This window comes from Flavobacterium sp. (assembly GCF_047602195.1).
Classification (GTDB): domain Bacteria; phylum Bacteroidota; class Bacteroidia; order Flavobacteriales; family Flavobacteriaceae; genus Flavobacterium.
Genome location: NZ_JASGHW010000004.1, coordinates 874,467 through 900,561, shown reverse-complemented (window position 1 = coordinate 900,561; position 26,095 = coordinate 874,467). Strand labels below are relative to the sequence as shown.

Sequence of the window (26,095 nt, the reverse complement as noted above, 5' to 3'; positions counted from 1 at the left end):
TACCCCTCGATACTAACGGCATTCTTACTTTCAACCAGTTCTTCCAAATCAGTCGAACACCGCCCAACAGTACCAATCCAATTGTTACCATCATTTAATGATTCAAATTGTCAATTAAAATTACTCCTCATACGTTACCAAAATCCTGAACGGTTTCGACAAAATATTCCCCGAATTCCCCGATTTGGTCCAAACCACCACGCTCGTACCATTCACAAAATAATCGTACTCATACCCCGCAGAACCTCCATAGCTGGGTGGCACGCTTGCACTCGCAGTATAATCCACCAGCACGCTTACGCTTAGTATTTTAGAGCTTGTAAGTCCGTGCGCTACTGCGGTTTGAACCCCTTGTGAGGCATTGGTCGTCCCGGTCAGTTTCAAGATCTTGATGGCCGGTGCCGTAGATCCCAATTTGGTAAAGCCGTTCACTTCCAAATCGGCCGTCGGGTTGGTCGTCTTTACGCCCACTTTGGCTGTTGCCGAACCCATGCCCGTCCCATAAATCGTATTGCCAATCGAGAGCTGGTCACTGCCCGTAAGCGATGGCACATTTGCGCCCTTCCCAATGGCGATGTTGTTGCTTCCCGAAGTTTGGTTGTTCATCGCCTCCATCCCGAGCGCGACGTTGTTGCTGCCGGTTTGGTGCCAGTACATGGCCCCGGTTCCGAGTACGGTGTTGCAATTGCCCGATTCATTGGTGAAATACGAATTGACTCCTACCGATACGTTGTAATCGCCTTCGAGGTTGGCATGCAAGGCATCATATCCTACAGCGGTATTCTCCTGGCCGCCGATGTTGAAGAACATCGCACCGTTACCCATCGCGGTATTCCAACTTCCGGTTTTGTTCTTTTGCAATACATTAAAACCAAAGCCCGCATTTTGTTGCCCATCAGAATTCGACGAGATCGAATTGACACCATAAGCCGTATTGTACCAACCCGTATTGTCATAAAGCGAATTGTAACCCGTAGCAGTGTTGTAAGCCCCGGTGACGTTGGTACGCAATGCGTTGGTCCCGATGGCGGTGTTGTACTGTCCGGTCGTATTGTTTTCGAGCGAACTGATCCCTACCCCCACACTGCCTGGAAAAGTATTCTTGAACAATGAATAAGAGCCTACCGCCGTACTGTAATTGCCCGGATTCGCCGCGCTCAGCGCATTGTTTCCAACAGCCACGTTGTGTGTTCCCGTACTGTTGCCCACGAGCGCATCTACGCCCAAGGCCGTATTCAGGGTGCCGATTTGTCCGGCGCGTACATTGTTGCGCTTCAAGATCAAATCCTTGTCGTCGGTCGTTCCAATGAAATGGGTTCCCGGTGTAGTGCCCGCGTTTCCGCTCATGCTCCAGCCCGAGTTGGCCCCGACGCCTTTCCAGGTGGCAGCCGTATTGTCCCAGTAGTAAAAACCCGGTAGTTTAGTGCCCGCGGCTGAAATCAGGTAAACCATCATCCCTTCGTGCTGCGAATTCGGATTAACCGCCGGAAACGCATACACCCTTGGGATGATAATTCCGTCGTTGTTGGCCGGCGTCGCACTATTCGATGCACCAATATGCATTCTGGCAATCGGTATCAAATTTCCTACCCCAACGTTGCCGGTCCCTGAAATGGACAACCGGGTGACATTGCCTCCGGTGCGGAAAATCAGACCATCAGGCATTGGTGGATTGTTGAACACGATGGCACCGTTAGTAGAATTGGCATTGGCACCGAAAATTATACCGGTTTCCTGCGCCGACAATAAACTCAAATAACTATTTTGGTCGTCTTCGAGTGTCAAAGTCGATGCCGGGTTAGGCAACATACCCGAAGCGCCGTTGTAAACATGCAGTTTCGATTGCGGATTCGAAGCCCCGATACCCACATTTCCCGTTCCCTTGATGCGCATGTTTTCAAAAAACGCGGCACTGTGCCCATAACCAAAGGCAATATCGTCGCCCGAGCCACCTGTGTAGAGTTGGAACAAGTAATCCTGTATTCCAATGCCATAATGGTTGCCCGAACTCGCGCCCCACAAACCGATCTTATCGCCAAGCGTATTGCCAAACTGCAACGGATAACCCGGATTAAAATTCCCCAATCCCAAATTGCCTGTCGGCCCAAGCACCATGCGTGTGGTGTTGCCATTGTTACGGAATGCCATACTGTTGGCCGTCAGTGCAGGACTGTTGTAAATTAAGCCGCCGTTGGCTCCATTGCCACTGCTGCCGAACAAAACGCCGGTTTCTGCGGTCGATAAAATGTCGAGATACGAACTCACGTCGCCCTCAAGGGTAGCTGTGGCAAACGCATTGGGCGTCATGCCCGAAGCCCCGGTATAGACATGCAGTTTGGATTGCGGCGTAGCTGTGCCCATCCCGGTTCTTCCCGTGTTGGTAATGCGCATCTGTTCGGTGTTGTTGGTGCGGAAAGCCAACGGTTGGTTGTCGGAAGTCCCGACGAAATCGTTCGTCGGCGTCGTCCCGGAATTACCGGTTACTTCCCATCCTTTGTTCCCCGAAACAGGTGTCCAGATCGCGCCGCTGTTGTCCCAATAATAGAAGCCCGGACGTTTTCCGGCTATCGAGGTGGTCAAATAAACCATCATACCTTGTTGTGCCGCTGTTGGATTGACGGCAGGAAAGGCGTCCACTTTCGGGATAATCAAGCCATCGGTATTGGAAGGCGCGGCCTGATTGCTCGATTTCACTTCCAACTGTGCGGCAGGAGAAGTGGTGTTGATTCCGACTTGGGGGAAGGCACACCAGCTCACGAGAACCAGTGTGATCGTTGCGATAATCTTTTGCATGTGTGTCATTTCAAATTATATTTTGTTGATTGATGGCGCAAAATAAAGGCAACACTTTTTACGAAAAACACGTCGATACACAAACGACATTTTTAAAGTACACACTACTGCTTTTGCATCATTTTTTTGATAAATTTGTTTCATAATTAGTCTTTTATGAAATGGAAGTGTGTCATTGCCGACGATACCGAAATCGATAACCTGACCGTAGTTTCCTACGCCAAACGGTTTCCGTTTTTTGAAATAGTCGGGGCGTTCCAGTCTTCGCAACAAGCCCTCGCCTGCATCGAGAAGAATCCGATTGACGTGATTTTTCTTGACATCGACATGCCCAACCTCAGCGGCATCGAACTGCGCAAAAAAGTCTCGGAAATTCCGGCCTGCGTCTTTATCACTTCACACACCGAGTACGCGATTGAAGGTTTTGAACTCGACGCACTCGATTACATCGTCAAGCCGCTCACTTTCGATCGTTTCCAAAAAACCGTCAAACGCATCGAGGAATTCATGGACATCCGCCAAAAAGCGTCGCTGTTTGATGCATCCATCGGTGGCGATGCGATTTTCATCAAGGAAGGCCATGCCGAAACCAAGGTCAAGATGACCGACATCATCTACCTGGAGGCGCTCAAAAATTACACGTTGATCGTAACTTCCGAGAAAAAACACCGCGTACTGCTCAACATCGGCACCTTGCTCAAGGATGATAATTTCCAGTCGTTCATCAGGGTTCACCGTGGTTTTGCGGTACAGAAACACCTGATCAAGACCATCCGCGCCAACGAAATAGAACTCGAATACACCATCACGATCCCTCTCGGACGTGGCTATAAGGAGAATTTAAACAAGTTGTTATGAGAAAATGGGTAACCCTCCTGCTCCTGTTTTCCCTATCGTTGTCGGCACAACAAAAAAACACCATTGATTCATTGCTCCACGTTTTGCCCAAATTGCGTGAAGATTCAACCAAAGTCGAGGCGTTCAACAGGTTGTCGCTGGCCTATTTCAAGCGCGATTCGGTCAAGGGATTTTCGTATGCGCGAAAAGCTTTGGCCCTGTCCGAGAAAATACAGTGGCAAGACGGCATCGCCCAATCAAATTTTACAATCGGCAAAAACTACGACGCCAATTTCAAGTACGACAAGGCGCTCGATTTCCTAAACAAAGCGGCCCAGCAAACCCGTAACAAAAGGCTGTTGAGCAAAATCCACACGTCCATTGGCGGCGTTCATTTCAATCAGGCCGAATATTCCCATGCACTGGCTGCTTACCATCGGGCACTTAAAATCGACGAGTCGCTCAACGACAAGATGGGCGTAGCCGAAATCTCAATGAACATCGCCAGCATCTACTACAGTATCAAGAATTACCAAAAAGCGGTCTTGTACATCAACAAATCGCTCCGCCAAAAAGTTGATGACCAAGCATTCCTGGCCATGCTCAACCGCAACATTGCGGTGATTTACAACAATATGGGACAACCGCTGAAAGCGCTCGATTATTTCGAGAAAAGCCTTTCGTTTTACCAAAGCGTGCGGGACAATTCGGCTACAGCGAGCGTGCTGTCGGACATTGCGCTGACTTATTATGATCTTGAAGATTATGAAAAAGCAATTGATTACAGCAAACGGTCTTTGCAGGTACCAGTCATTGGTGTACCCGACAAGGTCAACATTTCATTCAGTTATGGCATCATCGGGGATTCGTATACACAAAAGGCGCGTGGACAAAAAAACAACCGTCCGCTTTTGGACAGTGCCGTGGATTACCTGAACAAGGCCATCAAACTCCATCAAGAACTTGACAACATCCGCGGGTTGTATGACGATTACACGAGCCTAACCGAAGCACAACAACTGCAGGGCGACTTCAAAAAAGCGCTTGAAACCTACCAAACTTCGATTACCTTCAAGGATTCAATCTTCAATACCGAGAACAAGGAAACCATTCGCGCCATCGAGGACAAACGCGCCATCGAATTGCGCGACAAGGAACTCAAGATCAACGACCTGCAACTCGAGGCCAACCAACGGCAAAAATGGGCGCTGAGTCTTGGAATCGTATTTCTGGGCGTTATCGGGGGATTGCTGTATTACCAAAGCGCGAGCCGCAAGGAAACCAACCGCCACCTGCATTCGATGAATGCCGACCTCGACCGCGCGAACCACATCAAGACGCGGCTGCTGAGCATCCTGAACCACGATTTGCGCAGCCCGGTCAACAGTTTCATCCACTACATCCAATTCCGTAAGGAATCGCCCGAGTTGCTCGACGAGGCCGCCAAGATCCGCATAGAGAACGCGACTTTGGAATCGGCCAAGAATTTATTGCATTCGATGGAAGACATGCTGCTGTGGTCGAAGGACCAGATGAAGAATTTTGAACCGCAGCCGCAGAAATTCCGTATCCGTACGGTTTTCGAATCGATCGAAAAACACTTCTCGGCCGTGACCGATACGCCGATCCGTTTTGAATCTGACACCGATTTGGAGATCGATACCGACGAGAATTACCTCAAGACCATCATCCGGAACCTGACGGCCAATGCGCTCAATGCGACACGCGAACGGGCCGAACCCCAAATCGTTTGGCGCGCCTGGCAAACCAATGGCCAAACTTTCTTGTCACTCAGCGACAACGGTCCGGGCATGAGCCAGGAAAAGGTTAAGGTGTTGTTTGACCAGGATGAAATCAGCGGGGTCAAGTCGGGGCTGGGCTTGCATTTGGTGCGCGATCTGGCCAAGGCGATCCATTGTAAAATTTCGGTGGAAAGCGGTGGTTCGGGGACGATTTTTACTTTGTCGATGGCGTGAATTGTGGCCTTTGCCTTTGGGAAATCGGTTGCGTTTTTTAATAAGTTAGGACAAGCCTAAACAACTACAGTGATTCAAACAATCAAAAATGAAATCAAAATTTGAGGTTGCCAAATTTGTATGCATAGTAATTTTAGCAATTACCTTCACAAGTTGTGGAACACAAAATAGTTTTATTGTAAAAAAGGATTGTGATACTTTCCAAGATTCAGTTACTGTAAACTATTTTTTAAAACAAGATAGCAATTATTTAAAAAAAAGTTTCTTTTATGTCACTTACACCAAAGAAAATGACAGAATGAAATTATTGAATGTTGAAACAAATAAAATCATAGTGGATTCAATTTTAAAGAACTCGAAAGGAAATCTAATTCCTTTGGCGTTTCTAGAAGAACTGGATATAAATAAAGATTATCTCATATCAATAAATGGTGAAAAGCATAGGCTATTTTCAAGAGATCTTAAAAAATTTAAATTTATTTCATTTGAATATTTATATGACAAGAAGAAATATCTTGTTACTTATACAAACGACCCTAAAAAATATATGTAAACGGCCAGCCACTAACCGGTAATAACCAAATCACATAAAAATGAAACGATCAAAAATTTTTCTAACATTACTTTTAGCAATCGGTTTTTTTAAAACGCATGCCCAATCTACTCACTCAGAAATAGCGCAAATCACAGAGACATTAATGAATTACATTGACGGAACAGCCAATGGCGAACCTGAGAAATTGGTAAAAGCCTTTCATCCGGAATTCAATTTGTACACGGTTGATAAAGATTCGCTTAGAATTAGATCGGGAGAAAAATATATTGCGGGCGTAAAAAAAGGAGAAAAAACAAACAGAATCGGCAGAATTGTTTCGATTGATTTTGAGAAGGACGCCGCCACTGCAAAAGCTGAAATCATCATTCCAGGATGGAGGGTTTTCACAGACTACTTTTTATTGCTCAAATACCAGGGTTCGTGGAAGATTGTCCAAAAGAGTTATACTTGGAGAGAATATCCCAAATCAGAGGAAAAAAAGAAATAGAATGCCATTTTTAAGACTTCAATCTTGAATTTTGCATCGTATTTATAAATTAAAAAAGTCCGGCTTTTCACCGGACTTTCAGCGACTGATTGCATAAAAATATACCACCATTTTCAAAAAAATCAGTTCGCTGTTCGGAGTTTTTGTTCGAGCTCGAGTATTCGTTTTTCGAGTGACTTCATTTGTTCTTTCGAGCCGGCTGTTTTTTTCCTTTTCGGATGCGATGATTTGTTGTTGTTCCTGCATCGCCTTGACCAAAATCGGTACGATGCCGATGTAGTCGATGGCTTTGGTTTGCATGGCATCTTCGCCTGTGGAGACAATTTCGGGGATCACTTTTTCGACTTCCTGCGCGAGCAATCCCAGGTGTGGTTTTTTGGCCGAATCGGCGATGAAATTGTAGCGGAAGGTTTTGAGTTTGCCGATGGTCTCCAATCCATAAGGCAAGGATTTGATGTTTTCCTTGAGGCGTTGGTCCGAGACGTTAAAGAAATTATCGGCATACATGTCGTTGAATGCGACGGCGGCCGTTCCCAAATCATAGATCAGGTTGGCCTGCGGCAGAATATTGCCGAACATCTGCACATCGCCTACGACCCGCACATCGCCACCAAAAAAACCCGAATAACTGCCCGCCTTGTTGACATTGGAGTAAATACCGTAGTGCGTGCCGCCGACTGTCGTCGGAATAGTGACATAATAGCCATATTTGGCACCCGTCCCTGTTGCACTGGCCAGATAACTCGTGTAATTGCCATACATCAAGCCGTTGCCGCTGGTCTCGATCTGGTTCCTGAAACCGTATATCGCGCCCGTGCCCGTTCCCGAAAATTCATTGTACACGCCTTGGTGCACACCGGTTCCGGTATTGGTGATTTCGGTGCGCATGCCATATTGTGCGCCATTTCCGGTTCCTTCGAGTAGTGAATTGACCGCGTAATGCACTCCGTTCCCGTTACCGCTGAGCGTATTGTCTACCGCATAATGTACGGTATCGCTGGTATTGATAATCTGGTTGACCGTTCCGGCCTGAACACCGGTTCCGCCACCGCCGATAAAGTTGTACACCCCTGTGTGGTAACCCGTTCCCGATCCGAGGATGCTGTTGTACATTCCGGAATGGAAACCATTGCTGGTATTGGCAACAAACGTCTCTACGCCAAATTGTGTCCCGGTTCCCGCACCCTGCAACAGCGCGCTGTATCCCATGTGTGAGCCGGTGCCTGCCCCATTCAAAAACACTTGCGAACCCCGATGGTCGTTGTTTCCCGAATTGGTGATTTGCGCCAACAATCCGTATTGTGTTCCTGTCCCTGCGCCGGACATCAGGGTTGAAAAACCGTAGTGTGCGCCGGATCCTGCACCGTCCAATTCGGTACGCGAACCATAATGGATGCCGTTTCCGGTACCGTTCATTTCGGCAAAAAGACCGTAATGGGTACCGTTGGAAGTATTGTTGATGTCGGAATAATGTCCAAATTGCGGACCCGATCCGGTACCATCCATCACACTGACCGAGCCATAATGGATGCCGGTTCCCGAACCCGACAATTCATTGCGTGTGCCGTAATGGTTTTCGTTTCCGGTATTGGTAATAATGTTGAATACCCCATATTGACGGCCCGTACCGGCACCACCCAAGTCGTTCCAAGTCCCGTAATGGTAGCCCACACCCGATCCGCTCAATTCGTTCATTATCCCATAATGGAATCCCGATCCCGTATTGTTGATCATGTTGCGCGTCCCCTGTTGGATACCCGTCCCGGCACCCGTTAAATCGTTGAAAGCCCCATAATGTGCCCCTGTCCCTGCGCTGCTGAGCAGGTTGTAGGATCCGAAATGGGTTCCATTGGCTGTATTTTCGACATGCGAATAATTGCCGTACTGCGGCCCGGTTCCGGCACCATTCATGACGTTGACCGTGCCGTAATGGACGTTGGTTCCCGAACCCGACATTTCATTGCGCGTACCATAATGCACTTCATTGCCCGTATTGCTGACGACATTGTACACGCCGTATTGACGCCCCGTTCCTGCACCCGCCACTTCATTGTAGATTCCAAAATGCAGGCCGCTGCCCAGTCCATTGACCCGGTTGTATGCCCCGAAGTGCCAAGCGTTGCCTGTCCTGCTGATCTCGTTGAACATTCCATATTGTGTTCCCGCAGCCGAACCGAACATTTGCGTCAAGGTGCCATAATGAAAACCCGCGCCAGTACCGTCAAAATAATTGTGCGATCCGATGTGGCTTCCGGCACCACTGGTCGAAAGGTAATTGACCGTCCCGGTTTGCGTTCCTGTCCCAGCTCCAAAAAGTTCGTTGTCCACGCCAATGTGGTTGGCGCTTCCGGTATTGGTAATCATGTTCCTGACGCCGTATTGAATGCCGTTTCCGGTACCCGCGAGGTCGTGGTAACTGCCGTAATGGGCACCGCCTCCCGGGCTCGAATTGGCGATATACGTGCCGTAATGTGTGCCGGTTCCGGTGACGCTCGAATTGATCCAGGTGTAATTCGATGCCAAAATTCCGTTGCCCGCCGCAAAATAATTGTTGAACAAACCGATGTGGTTGCCACCACCCGTGCTTGAAAACTCATTGGCTAGGCCGGTCAAATGCCCGGTACCCGATAGAAATCGGTTTTGCATTCCAGCCTGGCCGCCACTGCCGGTTCCCGAAAGCGTATTGTCAACGCCAAACAGAGTATCCGAAGTGTTGCCCGAAACCAAATTCTGCAACGCCATCTTATTGGCCGCATCACTGGTATTCGACACATAGTCGTTCTTGATGCCCGCGTTGAAGGCCGTAGTCTGCACCTCGAGCGGAAAATCGGCGGTGTTCTTGCCGATGGCTACGTTTCCGGTATGGAACATATCGTCGGTGATCGCATCGGGCGGAACCACCGTCGCTTCCTCATACCAAGCCTTGTCGTTGCCCGAGGTCGTAAACCCGATCCAGTTCAAACTCGGGAAATCCCAATAATAAAAACCGGGTTGTTTGGCCCCGACCGCCGTGGCCAGGTACACCATCATGCCTTGCTGCGTGGCCGTCGGGTTGATGGCGGGAAAGGTATCGACTTTTGGGATGAGCATCCCGTCGGTATTGATTGGTGCGGCCGGATTGCTCGCCCTGACTTCCAATTGCGCGGCCGGTGTGGTGGTGTTGATCCCGACTTGCGCGAAACCAACTGCTGTAAAAAGCATCAATCCCCAATAAGTAATTGCCTTTTTCATGATCTTCGGATTTAATGACCCTCAAAATTCCGCCAATAAACCGCACCGTTACGGCAATTTATACGAACGACATTTATATTATACCAATGACCGTTTACGATTGACGAATATTTGTTATTTTTGGGTAACAAAGCCTCCCAAATGAACCCTTGGAAATGCATCATCGTGGATGACGAAGACGTGGACCGCCTCATGGTGGTATCGTTCGTCAAACGTTTCCCTTCGATAGAAATTGCCGGTATTTATAAATCGGCGGCCGAGGCTTTGGCGGCTTTGCAGAAAGAAAAAATAGACGTGCTGTTCCTCGACATCGACATGCCGGGCGGCAGCGGGCTCGAATTGCGCCAAAAAGCAACCCAGGTTCCGGCCTGTGTTTTCATCACCGGGCACGCGGAGTATGCCGTGGAAAGTTTCGAACTCGACACGCTCGATTTCATCGTCAAGCCACTGCGGTTTGAACGTTTCGAAAAGGCGATGCAGCGCGTCTTGCAATTTCTCGAAATCAAGGAAAAGGCAACGCTGTTCGAGCTCAGTTTTGGCGGCGACCTGATCACAATCAAGGAAGGAAACGAACAATTCAAGGTCAAGCTTTCGGATATTTTGTACCTCGAGGCGCTCAAAGATTACACGCTGTTGGTCACGCCGCAGAAGAAGCATTGCGTATGGTCGAACATCGGGACGCTGCTCAAAAAAGAACCGTTCGATTCGTTCGTGCGCGTGCACAAAAGTTTTGCGGTACAGAAACAATTCGTGGTCAAGACCTCGGCACACGAGATTACGTTGGCCAACCAATCGCAAATCCCGATCGGCCGCAGCTACAAAGAAAACCTAAGCGCTATTTTATGAAAAACTTATTCCTGATTCTCGCCTTGTTGCATTTTGCCCATCTCTTTGGACAACAACGGGCTGACCAGGAATTTGAATCCAGAAGGAACCAGGTCGAGCAACTCGCCTATTCAGACGCCGATGCCGCCTTTGCCAAGGCCAATTCGATTTTAAAAGAGGCCAAGCAATCGCGCTCGGCGGCGAAAATTGCCAAGGCCGAATCGACGATGGCACTCGTCAAGATTTACCTGACCGAACTCGACGACGCCAAAAAACGCAACGAAAAATCACTCCAATACCATCTCAAGAACAACGATGTGGCCGAACTCGCCAACAATTATTTCAATGCGGCCTTGCTTTCGGAACGCCAATCCGATTACGTCCATTCGATCCAGTTTTTCCACAAGGCGATTGCGAATGCCGAAAAAAGCAAGGATTATGTGCTGATCCAAAAAAGTTGCCGCGGGCTGGCGATGTCGTACCTGGACCAGCACAATTTCGACAAGGCGATGGAATATGCGAATAAATCGCTCGCTTACCAAAAATTCCACAAAGACGAGATACAGCGGGCTTTTGCATTGGCTGCCATCGGTGAAGTGTACCGGCTCAAGGGCGATTTACCGAGGGCCAACCGTTATTTTAAATCGGCTTTTGTCAGTTTTGGCGCCATCGGCAATGAATACGGACAGGCTTGGGTACAGACCAATTGGGCACTTTGTTACGCGGACGACCTGATCCGCTTGACGGAAACCTCGATGGAGGCGCAAAAAATCTGGGACCGCACCGCACCCGAAAATACGATGTCGATCATGAATCTGGGCAACATCGGATACAATCTGTGGTACATTTCGCATTACGATACGATCTACAAGCCCAGCAAAAGCCTACTGATTCCCAAAACCCGAAAAGGACTGCTCGACCTGGGAAAGATTTACCTCGAACGCAGTGTGGCGATTGCCCAAAAGAAAAAGAACCGCAATGCGTTGGTCCACCACGGGACGAACCTGGCCGCCGTCTATTATTCGAGCGATGAATACCAAGTAGCCTACCAGCAATTGCACAAAAGTTGGTTACTGGCCGACTCGCTGTATTCGCAGGAAAACAAAAACAAGATTGCCGACCTCGAAAGCGAAAAGGACATCCTGATCCGCGACGAAAAAATCAAGCGCGACAAAATCACGCTCGCCAACAAGGAAAAGCAGAAATGGTACCTGATTGGCGGACTCGCACTATTGGCCGTGATTGGGGTTTTGCTATTCAACCAAAGCCGCAACCGTCAAAAAACCAACGAACAGTTGCGGTCGCTCAACAACGACCTCGACCAGAAAAACGCGGCGCTCGACCAGGCGAACAAAACCAATGCGCGTTTCTTCAGCATCCTGAACCACGATTTGCGCAGCCCGGTCTACAACCTGATCCATTATTTGCATTTGCAGAAAGACAGCCCGGAATTGCTCGATGCCGAAATGAAGCAAAACATCGAGGCCAAGAACATCGCCTCGGCCGAAAACCTGTTGCAGTCGATGGAAGATTTATTGGCGTGGAGCAAAAGCCAAATGGAGAATTTCAGCCCACAGTTTAAGGAGGTCGCCGTTGCCGATTTGTTTTCGGACACCCAAAAGCATTTCTCCAGTTTTGAGAAAGTAACATTGGCCTTCGAAAACCCACAGGATTTGCACCTGAACACCGACGACAATTACCTCAAGACGATTTTACGCAACCTGACCGGAAACGCGATCAAGGCGCTGCGCGAAACCGAAAACCCGACAATCATCTGGAAAGCCTGGCAACAAAATGGACAAACCTTTTTATCGATTTCCGACAACGGCCCTGGCATCAACGACGAACAACTGCGTGCCTTGTACGACGACACCGAAGTGGTCGGCATCCAATCAGGGTTGGGTTTGCATGTAATCCGCGATTTGGCCAAGGTCATCCATTGCACCATTTCGGTCGAATCGAAACCCGGAGCCGGGACCACGTTTGCCTTAACATTTGGCTAATGGCCGAGCCGCTTTTCTAGGGCTTGCAGCCGTGCCTCGAGCCGCTCGATGTGCTTTTGGTACGCCTCGATTATTTGTTGCTGTTCCTGTACGGCCTTGACCAACGGCACGACGAATGAGGCATATTGCACACTGTACAAACCTTTGCCATTTGCAGGCGCCTTGATCCCGTTGAAATCATAACCGATGGATTGCGCCGCCTGTTCGACCTCCTGCGCGATGAAACCCGTTTGTCGAACTTTCTCCAGATCGTACTTGCCTTCCCAATCTTCGAGCGGCTCACCGTACACCAGTTGGTTCTGTTTGTGGATGTCGAGGAAATAAGTCACCGGACGCAATTTTTGGATGAACGCCAATCCCGGAATATCGGCCTTGACGTCTCGTTTGATGCGGCCGTCCGAATAGTTGAAGAAACCCGATTGCCCGCCGATCCAACCCACGCTCGTATTGCCGAGTTCGATGGAATTGCTGCCGCTGCCGACGTGTCCGGCATAATACCCGAACGCGCTGAAATTCGATGGATTGTATCCCATCAAACTGCCCGATTGCCGACCCACCGATGTGTTGTTGCTCCCGAACGCATTGAATTGGCCCGCGAAAATTCCCACCGCGGTATTGCCCTCGCCCGTCATGTTGAGCTCTGCGGCGGCCACCCCGATGGCGGTATTGCGCGCGCCGTTGTTGGTCATGAGTGCATTTCTGCCCACAGCGGTATTCTCGCTGGCCGTCGTATTCACTTGCAAAGCAAAAGTCCCGACGGCCGTGTTCCAACCCGCGGTCGTGTTGCTGTACAACGCCTGGTTGCCGACGGCCGTGTTGTCGTTGCCCGTCGTATTGGAACGCATGCTGCGGTAACCGATTGCCGCGTTGCCGATGCCGCTGGTATTGCCCAACATCGATTCGAAACCCACCGCGGCATTGGCCCAACCATTGGTATTGGCCTGCATGCTGCCCACACCCACGCTCGCATTCTGGTAACCCGATGTATTGGTGTAGAGCGCATTGTCGCCGATGGCCACATTGTGATTCCCGCTGGTGTTGCTGCGCATCGCATACACGCCCAGGGCCACATTGCCGCTGCCTACGGTATTGTTTTGCATCACCTGGAATCCCATGCAAGTGTTGTAGCCGCCAGAGGTATTCGAACGCAACGCATGCGATCCGACGGCGGTATTGTAACTGCCCGTGGTATTCGAATACAGGGCATTGTTGCCGATGGCCGTCACATCGAAACCCGACGTATGGCTGAACAGCGACTCGAAACCGACCGCGGTCAAGTAACCGCCGAATGTATTCGAATACATCGACCGCGATCCGATGGCCACATTGCTTTCGCCGACCGCATTGGTAAACAACGCCTGCCGACCGATGGCTACGTTGTTGCCGCCTGTACTGGTATTGCGCAACGCGCTCGTCCCTATTGCCACATTGAAACTGGCCGTCGTTGCGTTCTGCAAAGCATACGCCCCAATCGAACTGTTCTCGTTGCCTGTGGTGTTGAAATTAAGTGCATAGATGCCGACAGCGGTGTTGTAATTGCCCGCCGTGTTCGCATACAACGAAAGCGTCCCGACGGCGGTATTCTCGACTCCCGTCGTATTCGAAAACAACGACCGATAGCCCAATCCGACCAAAAACGAGCCGCCCGTATTGGCTTGCAAAGATTCGAATCCATAGGCCGAATTGAACCCGCCCGTCGTCGTGTGTTGCAAGGCCGAATAGCCCGAAGCGGTATTGCACATACCCGTCAAATTGTCGTACAACGTATGGCTGCCGAGCGCTGTGTTGCCACTCCCTGTGGTGTTTTTGCGCAACGTATTGGTCCCGAACGCAGAGTTCCCGAAACCATCGGTATTGGCCATCATCGAAAAAGTCCCGAATGCCGCGTTTTGCGAACCTGTTGTATTTGCCGCCATCACGCTGTTGCCAAAAGCGAGGTTAAACGCGCCTGCCGTCGTAGGCGAAAGGGCATCGACGCCAAACGATAGGTTGTTGGCTCCGATACGCGCCGCCTGCAAATTGTCGCGCTTGAAAATGAGATCGTTGTCGTCGGTGGTGCCGATGAAATTCGTCGCCGGATTGGTTCCCGCATCACCCGAAAGTCCCCAGCCTTTTTCACCGCCGATGGTTTTCCAGCTCGCCGTTGGGTTGTCCCAATAGTAAAATCCGGGAGGGTTTGTGCCCGAAGCGGTAGTCAAATACACCAGTAAACTTTGCTGCGCCGCGCTGGGATTGATGGCCGGAAACGCATCGATTTTGGGGATCAAAATCCCGTCGGTCTGGGTGGGACTGGCCTGGTTGGACGAACGGATGTCGAGCTGCGCTTCGGGCGAAGTGGTGTTGATGCCGACCTGTGCGGCCAAAGATTGCGCGGTCAAAATCCAAACAATCGATAGTATTTTTTTGGTGTCCATGGGACAAATCTTAAATGGTTTGATCCAACAAAGTTCTGTATTGCCCCTAGCTGTGATGAAAAAAATAGACGAACAAGCCGATTAATCGACGAATGCGGTCGCGTTAATTTGCTATATTTGGGTAACCAAAAGCTATGGAATACAATTGCCTCATCATTGACGACGACGAAGTAGCGCGGCTCAAAGTGCTGTCGCTGGCGCGGAATTACCCGATGCTTCACATCCTTGGCCATTTCTCGTCGGTACAGGCCGCGATGCCAGTTGTGGAAAAGAACCGCATCGATATTCTGTTCCTCGATATCGACATGCCCAAAACCAGCGGACTCGATTTCCGCAAGACGATGATGGACACGCCGGTCTGCATTTTCATCACCTCGCATCCCGAACATGCCGTGGAAAGTTTCGAACTCGAGGCGCTCGATTTTATCGTCAAGCCGCTTCGGCCGGAGCGTTTCGGACAAACCATGCAGCGCATTACGGAATTTCTGTCCATTAAAAAGAAAGCCGATTTGTACGAATCGAGTTTTGGCGACGACACCATTGTGATCAAGGAAGGCTATGAACAGACGCGCGTCAAGCTGCACGACATCTTGTACCTCGAAGCCCTGAAAGATTACACCCTGCTCGTTACACCGACCAAAAGGCATTGCGTATTCTCGGGCATCGGGAACCTGCTCAAGGAAGATGCCTTCCAGTGGTTTATTCGCGTGCACCGCAGTTATGCCGTGCAGAAACAGTTCGTGCACAAAATCGGGACGCAACAGTTGACGCTGCACAATGGGGTTTCGATTCCGATCGGGCTCAGTTACAAAGACAATTTAATCGGGATTTTATGAGGGGATGGTTTTGTCTTTTGCTGGTTGGAATGGTTTCGGCGCAAAATCCGCAAACGAAAGTCGACTCGCTTTTAAACATCATTGCAAAGACGCAAAACGATACGGTCAAGGCACGCAGCTACCTGCTGATTTTATCCGAATTGCGTTCATCGAATCCGAACAAAGGCTTGCAATATGCCAACGAAGGGTTGAAGATTGTCCAAAAACTTCATTGGGACAAAGGATTTGCGGCCTATTACAACGACATTGGCAATACGTATCACGACCGCGGCAACCATTTGCTCGCGCTCGATTACTACCTCAAATCGATTGCCCATTCCGAAAAATACACCTATCTCAACGCGACGGCCCTGCAAAATGCGGCGGTCATTTACCAAAAGGAACACAATTTCCCGATGGCGATCCGGTACACGAACCACGCGCTCAAAATTGCGGTGGCCAACCGGCACGACGACATCAAGGCCAATTGCTGGACGACTTTCGGACTCATTTACAGCGAGGCCAAGCAACCCAACAAGGCGGCGTTCTATTTCAAGAAAGCGCTCGCGGTCTGGAATGCGCAGCACAACGACCAGAAAAAAGCCGAAACGTTGATGGATCTGGGCGATGTGTCCAAAAACCTGCTTGCCAGGAAAAATTATTATTTGCAGTCCAAAGCGCTTTGGGATTCGATCGATCCGGGTTATCTGCTCGCGGTCTCGAATTTGATGGGTTTGGCCGAAATCAACATCAACCTGGCTTCGAAAGAAAACCTGCGGCTCAAATACACCCCGCAAATTTCGCGGGATACGTTGTTGGCCCAGGCCGAAAAATACCTCAACGAGTCGATTGCCTATTCCAAGCAGTCGAATGTGCGGCAGAACCTGATGTTTGCCTATGGTAAAATGTCCGAAGTCAAATCGCTGCAAAAAGACTTTGAGACGGCACTGCGCTACAACAAACGCAACTACGAAATCTACACCGAAATTTTCTCGCAGGACAACAAGAACAAGATTGCCGAGCTTGAAATCAGGCAAAAACTGCGGCAAAAAGACAGCGAAATCGAGCTCAACCAATTGATCATCGAAACCAACGAACGCCAGAAATGGTATTTGTACATCGGGCTCGGATTGCTTGGCACCATTGGGATTTTGCTGTTTTACCAAAGTTACAGCCGCAAAAAGCTGAACGAGCATCTGCACCAACTCAACGATGAACTCGACGAAGCCAACCAAATCAAGGCGCGGTTTTTTGGCATCCTGAACCACGACCTGCGCAGTCCGGTGGCCAACCTGATCGATTTTTTGCATTTGCAGAAAGACAGCCCGGACCTGCTCGACACCGAATCGAAACAACGCATCGAGCATTCGACCATCAATGCCGCCGAAAACCTGCTCGGTTCGATGGAGGATATTTTGTTGTGGAGCAAAGGCCAGATGGAACATTTCAGCCCGCAGTTTGACGAAGTCCACGCGATGGACTTGTTTGTTTACCTCCAAAATCATTTTGCCGGTTTTGAAACGGTGGAAATGCATTTCGAGGATTTGCAGAACGTTAAAATCCACACCGACGAACATTACCTCAAGACCATCCTGCGCAACCTGACCGGCAATGCGATCAAGGCTCTGGAAGGAACCGAAAATCCGAAAATCGATTGGAAAGCTTGGCGCGACAAAAAGCAGGTTTTCCTATCGGTTACCGACAACGGGCCGGGCGCTTCTGATGCGCAATTCAAGGCGTTGTATGACGATTCCGAAGTGGGCGGCATCCAATCGGGGCTCGGCTTGCATTTGATCCGCGATTTGGCGAAAATCATCCATTGCGAGATCTCGGTCGAATCGAAACCCGGAACCGGCACTACTTTTACCTTGGTTTTCGAATAAAAAAAGGCCCGATACCACTCGAGCCTTTTGCACAAAAAATTGCGTTTCCAAAAAAACTAACTATAAAACTATTTGAGGATTTCTTTCTTCGAAGGGTTTTGCGGTTGCGCCAACTGTCCAAAATGGATGCGGCTTCCCTGCGTCCAAACGCCCTTGCCATTTTGTTGCGTATTGTTTTCGTTGAACATCGCGTCGTTCAGGTTGGCATCGAAATCTTTGTCGAGTACGTCTTTCTGCACGTTTGCCGAAGCGTCGATGCGATCCCCGACGGCAATCCACGAAACCGAAACATTGCTGGTTCCGTTGCCGAGTTCCTTGACGGTGAATCCGTTTTTGTCGACCGATTCGATGTACAATCCGTTGCATTGGCCCATCGGGGAAACCGTCACGACGGGAACATCGCCGAGTAAATTTCTGTAATTCACATCGAAATCAATCCGGGCCGAGCCATTCTGCAAAGTGATTTTCCCTTTTTTGTAGATGACGCTTTCGGTTGAAGTGACGGTATAAGCCGCTGTCTTGGCATTGCCCGTATCGACGAGTTCGATTTGCTTGCCGGCCGTGTATTCGTCGCCGCTGTTGTACGATGCAAACAAATTGCCCGAGCTGATTTGCCCGATGGCGTTGCCTTTGCTCCACGAACCGATTGCACCGCCATAGAATCCGCCGCCGATGGATGATTCCGTATTTTGCTGCGCCATTCTTCCTGTTCCGGTCGTTGTCGATGTCCCATAAACGCCATAAAAATTACCCGAACTGGCACGGTAACCAAGACTCGCCCAATAGACGCCGCCGCTGTGTCCACCTAAAATTCCGCCGCTTCGGTTGAAATCGTTGTCACAATGCCCGGTCGTGCCAAAAGTATAGGCATCACCAAAAAAATTGTAGCCGCCGATGGCACGGTTCGATGTGCTTAGTCCGTAACCTGATCCATCATTTTGCGTATCGCGGGTCCGGTATCCGAAAACGGTTTGCTGGCCGTCACCATTGGCGGTAAGCTGCTGATTGTACACATACAATTTGGTCGTCCCCGGATTGTTGACACCGATGGCCGTATTGCCCGTATGATACATCGAATCGCTGTTCAGGTCGGGTGGTGTGGTCGTTGCCGTTTCATACCAGGCCGCGTCCGCTGATCCCGAATTTTGCCAGGTCGCATTTCCGGTGGCATCCGAAACCAACACGCGTCCTGCCGCTGCACCATTGGTCACTTGTAAGTTGGTCGTTCTGGTTTTTCCGTTGACATCGAGTTTTTCTGTCGGCACCATACCGATTCCGATTTTGGCAGTGGCGGCATTGTTGATATCGGTACCATAAATCGAGTTGCCGATGTTGAGTTGGTTGCTGCCCGTAAGCACCACCGTATTAACGTTTCTTCCGATGGCGATGTTTCCGCTGCCGGCCGTTTGGCCGTACATCGACCAAGCGCCGATTGCAGTGTTGTTGATTCCAGTTTCGATATTGTACAGCGATTGGTATCCAATACCGGTATTATCGTTGCCCGATTGAATTTTGTAGAGTGTGTTTAAGCCCAATGCTGTATTGAAATACCCATCCACATTGTTGTAAAGTGCGGAATATCCGACGGCGGTGTTGTTGTAACCGATGGTGTTTTCGTAAAGTGTGGCACCTCCGACGCATACATTCCAAGTACCTGTTGTATTTTTATACATACTGGAAAAACCAACGGAAACATTAGAATGCCCGGTCGTGTTTTGCAATAAGGTATAATTTCCCATTGCCACATTCCAGCTTCCGCCCGCAGGCGTACCATCATTGTTTTTGTTCAATGCCCCATAGCCCACTGCCGTATTGTGCGAGGCTTCCTTGCTGTTTTGCATCGCATAGGTCCCGAGGGCCGTATTGAACAGACCCGTCGTATTCGCACTCAAGGCACGGTTCCCTACCGCAAGCATGTCCGGCGATTTGTTGTTGTACAAGGCATTGACGCCTATTGCCGTACTGTTGTAACCCACATCGTTGAGGCGCAAGGCACTGGTTCCCACCGCGACGTTCTCTGCCCCGGTATTCATCAAGAGCGCGCTTCCGCCGATGGCCACGTTGTAATTCGAAGCGGTATTGGTTGCCAGTGCATTTTCGCCGAAAGCCGTATTGGCTGTTCCTGTAGCATTGTTGCGCAAAGCACGGTAACCCGAGGCAGTGTTGAGCGTGCCGCTGTTGTTGAGAAAAAGCGATTCTACACCCGAAGCGGTGTTGTAATTTCCGGTCGTATTGGTGAACAGTGCATTGACACCCGTTGCAGTATTGAAATCGGATTTGTTGTGGATGAGCGCATTGAAACCGGTTGCGGTATTGTAACTCCCGATTTGATTGTCCAATAACGAATAGGTTCCGATGGCCGTATTGTACTGCCCGGTCGTATTGCCCGCAGCCGCCTGATGGCCAACGCCGACATTCCCCCAAGCAGTGTTGTAATACAACGCGTTGTTTCCGATGGCGACGTTGCGGTAACCCGTTTGGTTCGTGTAACCCGCATTGACGCCAACGCCCACATTCTCGTAACCCACCGTGTTGTTGACCAAACTGTTGACACCAAATCCCGAATTGAAGTGGCCTGTATTTTTACGCAATGAAAAATTGCCGTATGCACTGTTGTAAGTCCCATCGGCGTTGAGCTCGAGCGTCTGGGTCCCAAAAGCCGAATTGTAAAAACCGCCCGTATTGCCGTACAACGCATTCGATCCGATCGCCGAATTATAATAACCCGTCGTGTTGATCTGCAAAGCACCGTCTCCCATCGCGGTGTTTTGCGTTCCCGTCGTGTTGGCCGTCAAGGTCAGTGTACCGAAAGCAGTATTGAAAATCCCCGTATTGAGCGGGTTGAGCGTGTTGACCCCGAAAGCCGTATTCTGTACCGAAAGTTGTCCGGCGCGCACATTGAAGCGTTTGAAAATGATGTCCTTATCATCGGTCGTGCCCATGAAATTGGTGAGCGGATTGGTGCCTGAATTTCCGGTCAGTTCCCAGCCTTTGGCATCGGCGCCGATTCCAATCCACGAATTGGTCGGGTTGTCCCAATAGTAAAATCCTTTGGGCTTGGACGGCAGGTCGTTGGTCAAAAATACCATCATGCCGTTTTGGTCTGCGGTTGGATTGACGGCTGGAAACGCATCGATCCTGGGCACAAGGATTCCGTCGGTATTGGCCGGGGCGGCCGTATTGGTTGCGGGAATATCGAGTACCGCTTTGGGCGCGGTGGTCCCGATTCCGACTTGTGCCAAGGTGTTGGCTCCAGCAAACAACAGCATCGGGAGCAGTAAACGTGTCTTCATGATATTTTGGTTTAGTTGTGTGACTTTTGATTGTCGGACAAAGGTCTGCCGCATCTGGCTGGAAAAAAACCACCAATAGACAAGCGACATTTTAAATAGACGAATGCAAAAAAGGCCCGGCTTTCACCGGACCCCAGAAACTAAACCAAACCTTCTGTTTCTTGAATTGATTTTAGATTTTAGATTGAAATTGGTATCCACCGATTATACAATTCTGAAATCTGAAATCTGAAATTACTTGACCAAATACCCAAAACCGTGTTTGAGAAAACCACTTCGGGTGACCGATGTCGGGTGACCGAGCACGTCGTATTCGAATGGAATTTCTGCCGTATACGTAACCACATTACTGGTGTTTCGGTTGGTTTGCGTCACCGCATTGTTGGCATTGTAGAACGGTTCAGGCATTTGCGAATAAGGCGCCAACTGCTCGAGTCCAATTTTGTTGTCGTAAAGGAATTCCTTGCTGCCGATGGGTTCACCTGTCCCATAGAAGTTTTCAATCTTTATAATGTTTTTCTTGTCGGCCGTGTAATAATAGGCATTGCGGTAAATGTATTCGCCGTCGCTGTTGAATTGCTTTTCTTCATAACGGTCCGCGAAATAGGTGTATTCGTAGCGTACCTCAACCCAACTGGTCGCCGGATGGTTGCGCTGCTCGCCCGTCAAGGCACCGTTGCTGTTGTACGTGTAGATGGTTTCGCGCATGGCCGAACCGGAGCCGCTGGTCATTTTGACGATTTTTCCGTTGGCGCCCCAAGTAAAAGTTTTGGATTCTGTGCCGCTCATCAGCGAAACCAAGCGGTTGTTGGCGTCGTAGCTAAATTCGGTTTCTTGAAGCACCATCCCGTCGTTCATGTCTGTGATTGTTTCATTGTTCACGAGAAATGTTTGCGTGGGCGCGATTGTTTCTTTGTCGTCGTCGCTGCCGCACGAAATCATCAGTGCGCAGAACAATATTGCGGGTAAAAATTGGATTGTTTTCATAAGATAAGATTTAGTTTTTATACAAAGTGATTTTGCCCGAAGCGGTACCGACGTGGTTGAATTCGCCTTTGTTGTACATCGCGCTCGGCTGTAATTTGATGTTGTTGAATTCGCATTGGATTTCATTGCCGTTGACGTCGAATTTCAAGGTTCCCGACGCATCGTCTGAACTCCAGTCCATTTGATTTTTTTGCGTCACTTCCGAAAATCCGATGTACACGTCGGTGTCGGGTTTTTTGCCTTCGCTCATGAAATCGCTTTTCTTGATCGTGTAGGTTTTGCCTGCCTTCGGATAGTCCTTGGTGTTGAATGAGATCGTGAAAACCTTGGCCGCAACGGTTTGGTCCTGCACCGCGATGATCATCTCGCCGGTGTTGGTCACCCCGCCGCATTTGCCTTCGACGACCAGCGTTTGCGAACCGACCTTGAGTTCGATTTTGCCGTGGCCTTCTTTGGCCGGGACAGATTCGGCCGCTACCGTTTCGGGGGAATCGGCTGTCATCGCCGTACTTTCTTGTTCTTTGCAGGCAGAAAACAAAGCCATGATTGCCAATGCTACGAATAACTTTTTCATTATTTGTAGAATTTAAGCGTTCCTGAAAGCGTTCCGTTTTGGTTCAAAGGCGCCGCGTTGGCCGCATCGGCTTCGAGTAAAATTCCGGACAAATCGGCCGTCACTTCATTGCCGCTCACGACCAAAGTCAATTCGCCCGAGCCTACATAACCATCAAAAGAAGTATAAGTGCCGTTGCTGTTCATCTTGGTAAAATGCATCGTGATTTTTGTCGGATCCTCATCGGTGGCATCGTCGGTGATCGTGTAAGTGGTCGTCGAGGCAGGCAAGGCCGTCAGGTTGGTATCGACCGAAAAGGTCTTGAGCACATCACCTTCCTGGTTCGCCCCCACATAGCCGACGCCGGCCGCATACGCCCAACCGCACGGACCATTGAGTTTGAATTCCGTTCCGCCGGTGGTCGTTAAAGTCACATTGGCCACACCGGTTGGCGCTTGGTAAAAGGGCACATCGTTGTTGTTGTCATCGTCTTTGCTGCAGGCGGTAAACATCCCGATTAGCGCCGCACATAAAATTAGTTTCCGCATCTTTTTTGGTTTTTAAGTTTCTTGAGGCAAAGTTGTGGCAGAAGTCGGTGCGAAAAAATGACCAATAGACCAACAGCATTTTAAATAGACGGGCGACGCGATTCTGTTTATTTTTTTTATACATTTGATAAAGCCTCATCCCAATCATGGCCATTTACAACTGTATCATCATCGACGACGACGAAATTGACCGGCTTACGGTGGTTTCGTTTGCCAAGAAATTTCCCGAACTCAATATCATTGGGGTTTACGACAATGCCGAAGCCGCGCTGCCGATGCTCGACCGAGACGACCTGCACATCTTGTTCCTCGACATCGACATGCCCGAACTCAGCGGCATCGAATTCCGCAAAAAAGCCACACACATTCCGGCCTGTATTTTCATTACCGCGCATCCTGAACACGCCGTGGAAAGTTTCGAGCTCGACACGCTCGATTTTATCGTCAAGCCGCTCAAGCTCGATCGTTTTTCGCAGACCGTGGCGCGCATCCAGGACTATCTCGAACTCAAGCACAAGGCACAGTTGTTTGAGGCCAGCATCGGTGGCGACACGATTTACATCAAGGAAGGCCACGAACAGACCAAGGTGAAACTGCACGATATTTTATACCTCGAAGCACTCAAGGATTACACGAAAATCGTCACGCCGCAGAAACGGCATTGCGTATTGTCGAGCATCGGGGTGCTGCTCAAGGAGAGCAATTTCAATTCGTTCATCCGCGTGCACCGCAGTTATGCCGTGCAGAAACAATACATCAAGAAAATCCTGACCAATGAGGTCTTGCTCAACAACGACGTGTTGATTCCGGTGGGCCGAAGCTACAAGAGCAACCTCAACAACCTGCTTTAATCCTACGAATAATGCGCCAACTGTACCTCCTGTTTTTTTGCTTCTTTGCGACGGGCATTCTGGCACAGGTTCCGAAATCGAAGGATTCGCTGCGCGTTTATTTGAAGACCAAACCACAGGATACGCTGTATGTGCAGGCGCTCAACGAATGGGCATTCCTGATGGTCAAGGACGGCAATTATGATGAGGCGCACCGCTATGTGAAAAAGATCGATGCCTTGTCGCGCAAACTACAGTACGGTTCGGGTTATTACAAGACGATGAACATGCTGGGCATCATCGAATATTCGAAGCAGAACCAGCAAAAGGCGATGGACTATTTTCTCAAGGCCAACGACCTGATCACCAAATACAAGCTCCCGAGAAAGATTTACCAGAATTCACTCAACAACATCGGTATCATTTACAACGATTTGGGCGACCGTGAAAACGCGACGAAATATGCGATGCGGCTGATCAATTACCAGGAAAAGCATCAACTCAAACCGCTCAAATCCTGGCCTTACGAGCAACTCGCCAACAACCTCAAACTCTACAAGAAATTCGACGAGGCATTACAGTATTACAACAAAGCGATGGCGATTGAAAAAGAGGAAAACGATTTCTCGGGCATGGCCATGATCGAGAACGATATCGGAAACCTTTATGACGACCTGGACAAGCAGCCCGAAGCCGCCAAACACTACGAAAGAGGCTTGGCGTTTGCCCGAAAAGACGATTATAAATTGCTCCAGACTGATTTGCTGATCAACCTCGGACGCGTCTTCAAAAAAACAAAACAATACACAAAGGCCGAGCAATATTACCGCGAAGCCGAGCGCATCCTCAAGGAACTCGAAGTGACCATTCCGCTCAAAACCGTTTACCAGAACCTCGGCGATATGTATGTGGTCCAGAAAAAATATGTTCAGGCCAAAGAAGTTTATCTTCAGGCGATTGCAGCTTCCGCAGCCATCGAAGATCCGCAATCATTATTCACCCTTAACGAGGCGCTTGCCGAACTCAGCGAACAAACCGGAAATTACCAAGACGCCTACAAATACAAGGTTGCCGCGGCAGTTTACAACGATTCGATCTTTAAAATCGAAACCTTAAAGAACAGCGAAGAACTGTTGCGCAAATACGAAACCGAAAAGAAAGAACAGGAAATCAAGGCGCTTTCGGCCAAGGACAAAATCAACCGGCTCGAGATCGAGAACGGCAACCGCCAGCGGATTTTCTTCATCATCGGTTTGATCCTGTCGCTGGTGACAGTGGCTTCGCTGATGGTCATCTACCGCAACAAACGCAAAAGCGCACAAATCCTCGAACACAAAAACCAGCAGATGAAGTCGCTCAACGAATGCCTCGAAAAGGCCAATACGACCAAGGCGAAATTGTTCAGCATCATCGGGCACGATCTGCGCAGCCCGATCAGCCAGCTTACGCAGTTCCTCGATTTGCAGCAATCCGAACCCGAACTGTTCAGCCAGGCCGACAAGCAACGGCACAACGAACGCATCAGCGCAGCGGCCGGATCGGTACTCGAAACAATGGAAGATTTGTTGATCTGGTCGAAATCGCAGATGCAGCAGTTTACGGTTTCGAGCGAAAAGTTTGATCTGCCGGAATGCATTCAGAACATCGTCGGGCTCATGCAGGCCGAAATCGACCGGAAATCGATCGTCATCAACACCCAAATCCCCACACATCTGACGTTGCAGTCCGACCGGAACATCCTGACGATCATCATCCGGAACCTGTTGCAGAATGCCGTCAAATATTCGCCCCAGGGCAGCCACATTTCGATCACTGCCACCCAAATGGGCGACAAAACCAACATCAGTATTGCCGACGAAGGCAGCGGCTTGCCCGAACAACTCAAAAATGCGTTTAACCATACGACCGCCATCGACAGCGGCAAATCGGGCCTCGGTTTGACACTCGTCAAGGAAATGGCCGAATTGCTCAATGCCCGCATTGCGATAGAATCGGGGCAAACCCGCGGGACGGTATTTATTATTTCACTCTCAAACTGAACGAAATAACCGGATTTTTGTATAT

At 49.6% G+C, this 26,095-nt stretch carries 17 protein-coding genes; 10 read left to right on the top strand and 7 right to left on the bottom strand.

Annotated elements, in window-relative coordinates:
* Nucleotides 1-120: 120 nt before the first annotated feature.
* Nucleotides 121-2,793 carry a hypothetical protein gene (locus QM717_RS10105; protein WP_415037355.1) on the bottom strand — a complete coding sequence of 891 codons (2,673 nt, stop codon included), beginning with the start codon at nucleotides 2,791-2,793 and terminating at the stop codon, nucleotides 121-123.
* A 156-nt stretch (nucleotides 2,794-2,949) separates the two neighbouring features.
* On the opposite strand from QM717_RS10105, the gene QM717_RS10100 reads away from it, so the two are divergent.
* From QM717_RS10100 to QM717_RS10085, 4 genes are all read left to right on the top strand, one after another.
* A complete protein-coding gene (locus QM717_RS10100) occupies nucleotides 2,950-3,651 on the top strand; it encodes a LytR/AlgR family response regulator transcription factor (RefSeq protein ID WP_415037354.1) in 702 nt (233 codons plus the stop codon).
* The gene (locus QM717_RS10095) at nucleotides 3,648-5,606 is read left to right on the top strand and encodes a tetratricopeptide repeat protein (protein ID WP_415037353.1); all 1,959 of its coding nucleotides are present in this window, start codon (nucleotides 3,648-3,650) and stop codon (nucleotides 5,604-5,606) included. The genes QM717_RS10100 and QM717_RS10095 overlap by 4 nt, the downstream gene beginning before the upstream one ends.
* A gap of 88 nt (nucleotides 5,607-5,694) precedes the next feature.
* Entirely contained in the window at nucleotides 5,695-6,159 is a 465-nt protein-coding gene (locus tag QM717_RS10090; protein ID WP_415037352.1) for a hypothetical protein, read from the top strand.
* A 40-nt stretch (nucleotides 6,160-6,199) separates the two neighbouring features.
* Nucleotides 6,200-6,649 (top strand): nuclear transport factor 2 family protein, encoded by a 450-nt coding sequence (locus tag QM717_RS10085; protein ID WP_415037351.1) that lies wholly within the window; start codon nucleotides 6,200-6,202, stop codon nucleotides 6,647-6,649.
* 78 nt (nucleotides 6,650-6,727) lie between these two features.
* Here QM717_RS10085 and QM717_RS10080 read toward each other — a convergent pair whose 3' ends face one another.
* A complete protein-coding gene (locus QM717_RS10080) occupies nucleotides 6,728-9,880 on the bottom strand; it encodes a tail fiber domain-containing protein (RefSeq protein WP_415037350.1) in 3,153 nt (1,050 codons plus the stop codon).
* Between the two features lie 141 nt (nucleotides 9,881-10,021).
* Between QM717_RS10080 and QM717_RS10075 the strand changes: the two genes are divergently transcribed.
* Complete coding sequence (locus QM717_RS10075) at nucleotides 10,022-10,726, top strand: LytR/AlgR family response regulator transcription factor (protein WP_415037349.1); 705 nt, start codon at nucleotides 10,022-10,024, stop codon at nucleotides 10,724-10,726.
* On the top strand, nucleotides 10,723-12,708 hold the full coding sequence (locus tag QM717_RS10070) for an ATP-binding protein (protein ID WP_415037348.1): 1,986 nt from the start codon (nucleotides 10,723-10,725) through the stop codon (nucleotides 12,706-12,708). The genes QM717_RS10075 and QM717_RS10070 overlap by 4 nt, the downstream gene beginning before the upstream one ends.
* On the opposite strand, the gene QM717_RS10065 is transcribed toward QM717_RS10070, so the two are convergent.
* Nucleotides 12,705-15,122 (bottom strand): tail fiber domain-containing protein, encoded by a 2,418-nt coding sequence (locus tag QM717_RS10065; protein ID WP_415037347.1) that lies wholly within the window; start codon nucleotides 15,120-15,122, stop codon nucleotides 12,705-12,707. The two genes, QM717_RS10070 and QM717_RS10065, sit on opposite strands and share 4 nt — an antisense overlap.
* A gap of 134 nt (nucleotides 15,123-15,256) precedes the next feature.
* Between QM717_RS10065 and QM717_RS10060 the strand changes: the two genes are divergently transcribed.
* Complete coding sequence (locus QM717_RS10060) at nucleotides 15,257-15,958, top strand: LytR/AlgR family response regulator transcription factor (protein ID WP_415037346.1); 702 nt, start codon at nucleotides 15,257-15,259, stop codon at nucleotides 15,956-15,958.
* Nucleotides 15,955-17,820, top strand: a complete 1,866-nt coding sequence (locus tag QM717_RS10055) for a tetratricopeptide repeat protein (RefSeq protein ID WP_415037345.1) — start codon at nucleotides 15,955-15,957, stop codon at nucleotides 17,818-17,820. The genes QM717_RS10060 and QM717_RS10055 overlap by 4 nt, the downstream gene beginning before the upstream one ends.
* A gap of 68 nt (nucleotides 17,821-17,888) precedes the next feature.
* On the opposite strand, the gene QM717_RS10050 is transcribed toward QM717_RS10055, so the two are convergent.
* The 4 genes from QM717_RS10050 to QM717_RS10035 all read right to left on the bottom strand — a co-directional run bounded on the left by QM717_RS10050 (nucleotide 17,889) and on the right by QM717_RS10035 (nucleotide 23,201).
* Entirely contained in the window at nucleotides 17,889-21,113 is a 3,225-nt protein-coding gene (locus QM717_RS10050; protein WP_415037344.1) for a beta strand repeat-containing protein, read from the bottom strand.
* 234 nt (nucleotides 21,114-21,347) lie between these two features.
* Nucleotides 21,348-22,100 (bottom strand): hypothetical protein, encoded by a 753-nt coding sequence (locus QM717_RS10045; protein WP_415037343.1) that lies wholly within the window; start codon nucleotides 22,098-22,100, stop codon nucleotides 21,348-21,350.
* Between the two features lie 10 nt (nucleotides 22,101-22,110).
* Nucleotides 22,111-22,674 (bottom strand): hypothetical protein, encoded by a 564-nt coding sequence (locus QM717_RS10040; protein ID WP_415037342.1) that lies wholly within the window; start codon nucleotides 22,672-22,674, stop codon nucleotides 22,111-22,113.
* Nucleotides 22,674-23,201 (bottom strand): hypothetical protein, encoded by a 528-nt coding sequence (locus tag QM717_RS10035; protein WP_415037341.1) that lies wholly within the window; start codon nucleotides 23,199-23,201, stop codon nucleotides 22,674-22,676. The genes QM717_RS10040 and QM717_RS10035 overlap by 1 nt, the downstream gene beginning before the upstream one ends.
* Nucleotides 23,202-23,347: 146 nt before the next feature.
* Between QM717_RS10035 and QM717_RS10030 the strand changes: the two genes are divergently transcribed.
* Together QM717_RS10030 and QM717_RS10025 are read left to right on the top strand one after the other, a co-directional pair.
* A complete protein-coding gene (locus QM717_RS10030) occupies nucleotides 23,348-24,052 on the top strand; it encodes a LytR/AlgR family response regulator transcription factor (RefSeq protein ID WP_415037340.1) in 705 nt (234 codons plus the stop codon).
* 11 nt (nucleotides 24,053-24,063) lie between these two features.
* Complete coding sequence (locus QM717_RS10025; protein WP_415037339.1) at nucleotides 24,064-26,070, top strand: tetratricopeptide repeat protein; 2,007 nt, start codon at nucleotides 24,064-24,066, stop codon at nucleotides 26,068-26,070.
* The last annotated feature ends 25 nt before the right edge of the window (nucleotides 26,071-26,095 follow it).

Bases quoted from the DNA above. Each gene is read 5' to 3' on its own strand.
- QM717_RS10065 (WP_415037347.1), bottom strand. From the start codon at position 15,122: ATGGACACCAAAAAAATACTATCGATTGTTTGGATTTTGACCGCGCAA.
- QM717_RS10040 (WP_415037342.1), bottom strand. From the start codon at position 22,674: ATGAAAAAGTTATTCGTAGCATTGGCAATCATGGCTTTGTTTTCTGCC.
- QM717_RS10045 (WP_415037343.1), bottom strand. From the start codon at position 22,100: ATGAAAACAATCCAATTTTTACCCGCAATATTGTTCTGCGCACTGATG.
- QM717_RS10105 (WP_415037355.1), bottom strand. From the start codon at position 2,793: ATGCAAAAGATTATCGCAACGATCACACTGGTTCTCGTGAGCTGGTGT.
- QM717_RS10050 (WP_415037344.1), bottom strand. From the start codon at position 21,113: ATGAAGACACGTTTACTGCTCCCGATGCTGTTGTTTGCTGGAGCCAAC.
- QM717_RS10030 (WP_415037340.1), top strand. From the start codon at position 23,348: ATGGCCATTTACAACTGTATCATCATCGACGACGACGAAATTGACCGG.
- QM717_RS10060 (WP_415037346.1), top strand. From the start codon at position 15,257: ATGGAATACAATTGCCTCATCATTGACGACGACGAAGTAGCGCGGCTC.
- QM717_RS10025 (WP_415037339.1), top strand. From the start codon at position 24,064: ATGCGCCAACTGTACCTCCTGTTTTTTTGCTTCTTTGCGACGGGCATT.
- QM717_RS10085 (WP_415037351.1), top strand. From the start codon at position 6,200: ATGAAACGATCAAAAATTTTTCTAACATTACTTTTAGCAATCGGTTTT.
- QM717_RS10055 (WP_415037345.1), top strand. From the start codon at position 15,955: ATGAGGGGATGGTTTTGTCTTTTGCTGGTTGGAATGGTTTCGGCGCAA.
- QM717_RS10070 (WP_415037348.1), top strand. From the start codon at position 10,723: ATGAAAAACTTATTCCTGATTCTCGCCTTGTTGCATTTTGCCCATCTC.
- QM717_RS10095 (WP_415037353.1), top strand. From the start codon at position 3,648: ATGAGAAAATGGGTAACCCTCCTGCTCCTGTTTTCCCTATCGTTGTCG.
- QM717_RS10080 (WP_415037350.1), bottom strand. From the start codon at position 9,880: ATGAAAAAGGCAATTACTTATTGGGGATTGATGCTTTTTACAGCAGTT.
- QM717_RS10075 (WP_415037349.1), top strand. From the start codon at position 10,022: ATGAACCCTTGGAAATGCATCATCGTGGATGACGAAGACGTGGACCGC.
- QM717_RS10090 (WP_415037352.1), top strand. From the start codon at position 5,695: ATGAAATCAAAATTTGAGGTTGCCAAATTTGTATGCATAGTAATTTTA.
- QM717_RS10035 (WP_415037341.1), bottom strand. From the start codon at position 23,201: ATGCGGAAACTAATTTTATGTGCGGCGCTAATCGGGATGTTTACCGCC.
- QM717_RS10100 (WP_415037354.1), top strand. From the start codon at position 2,950: ATGAAATGGAAGTGTGTCATTGCCGACGATACCGAAATCGATAACCTG.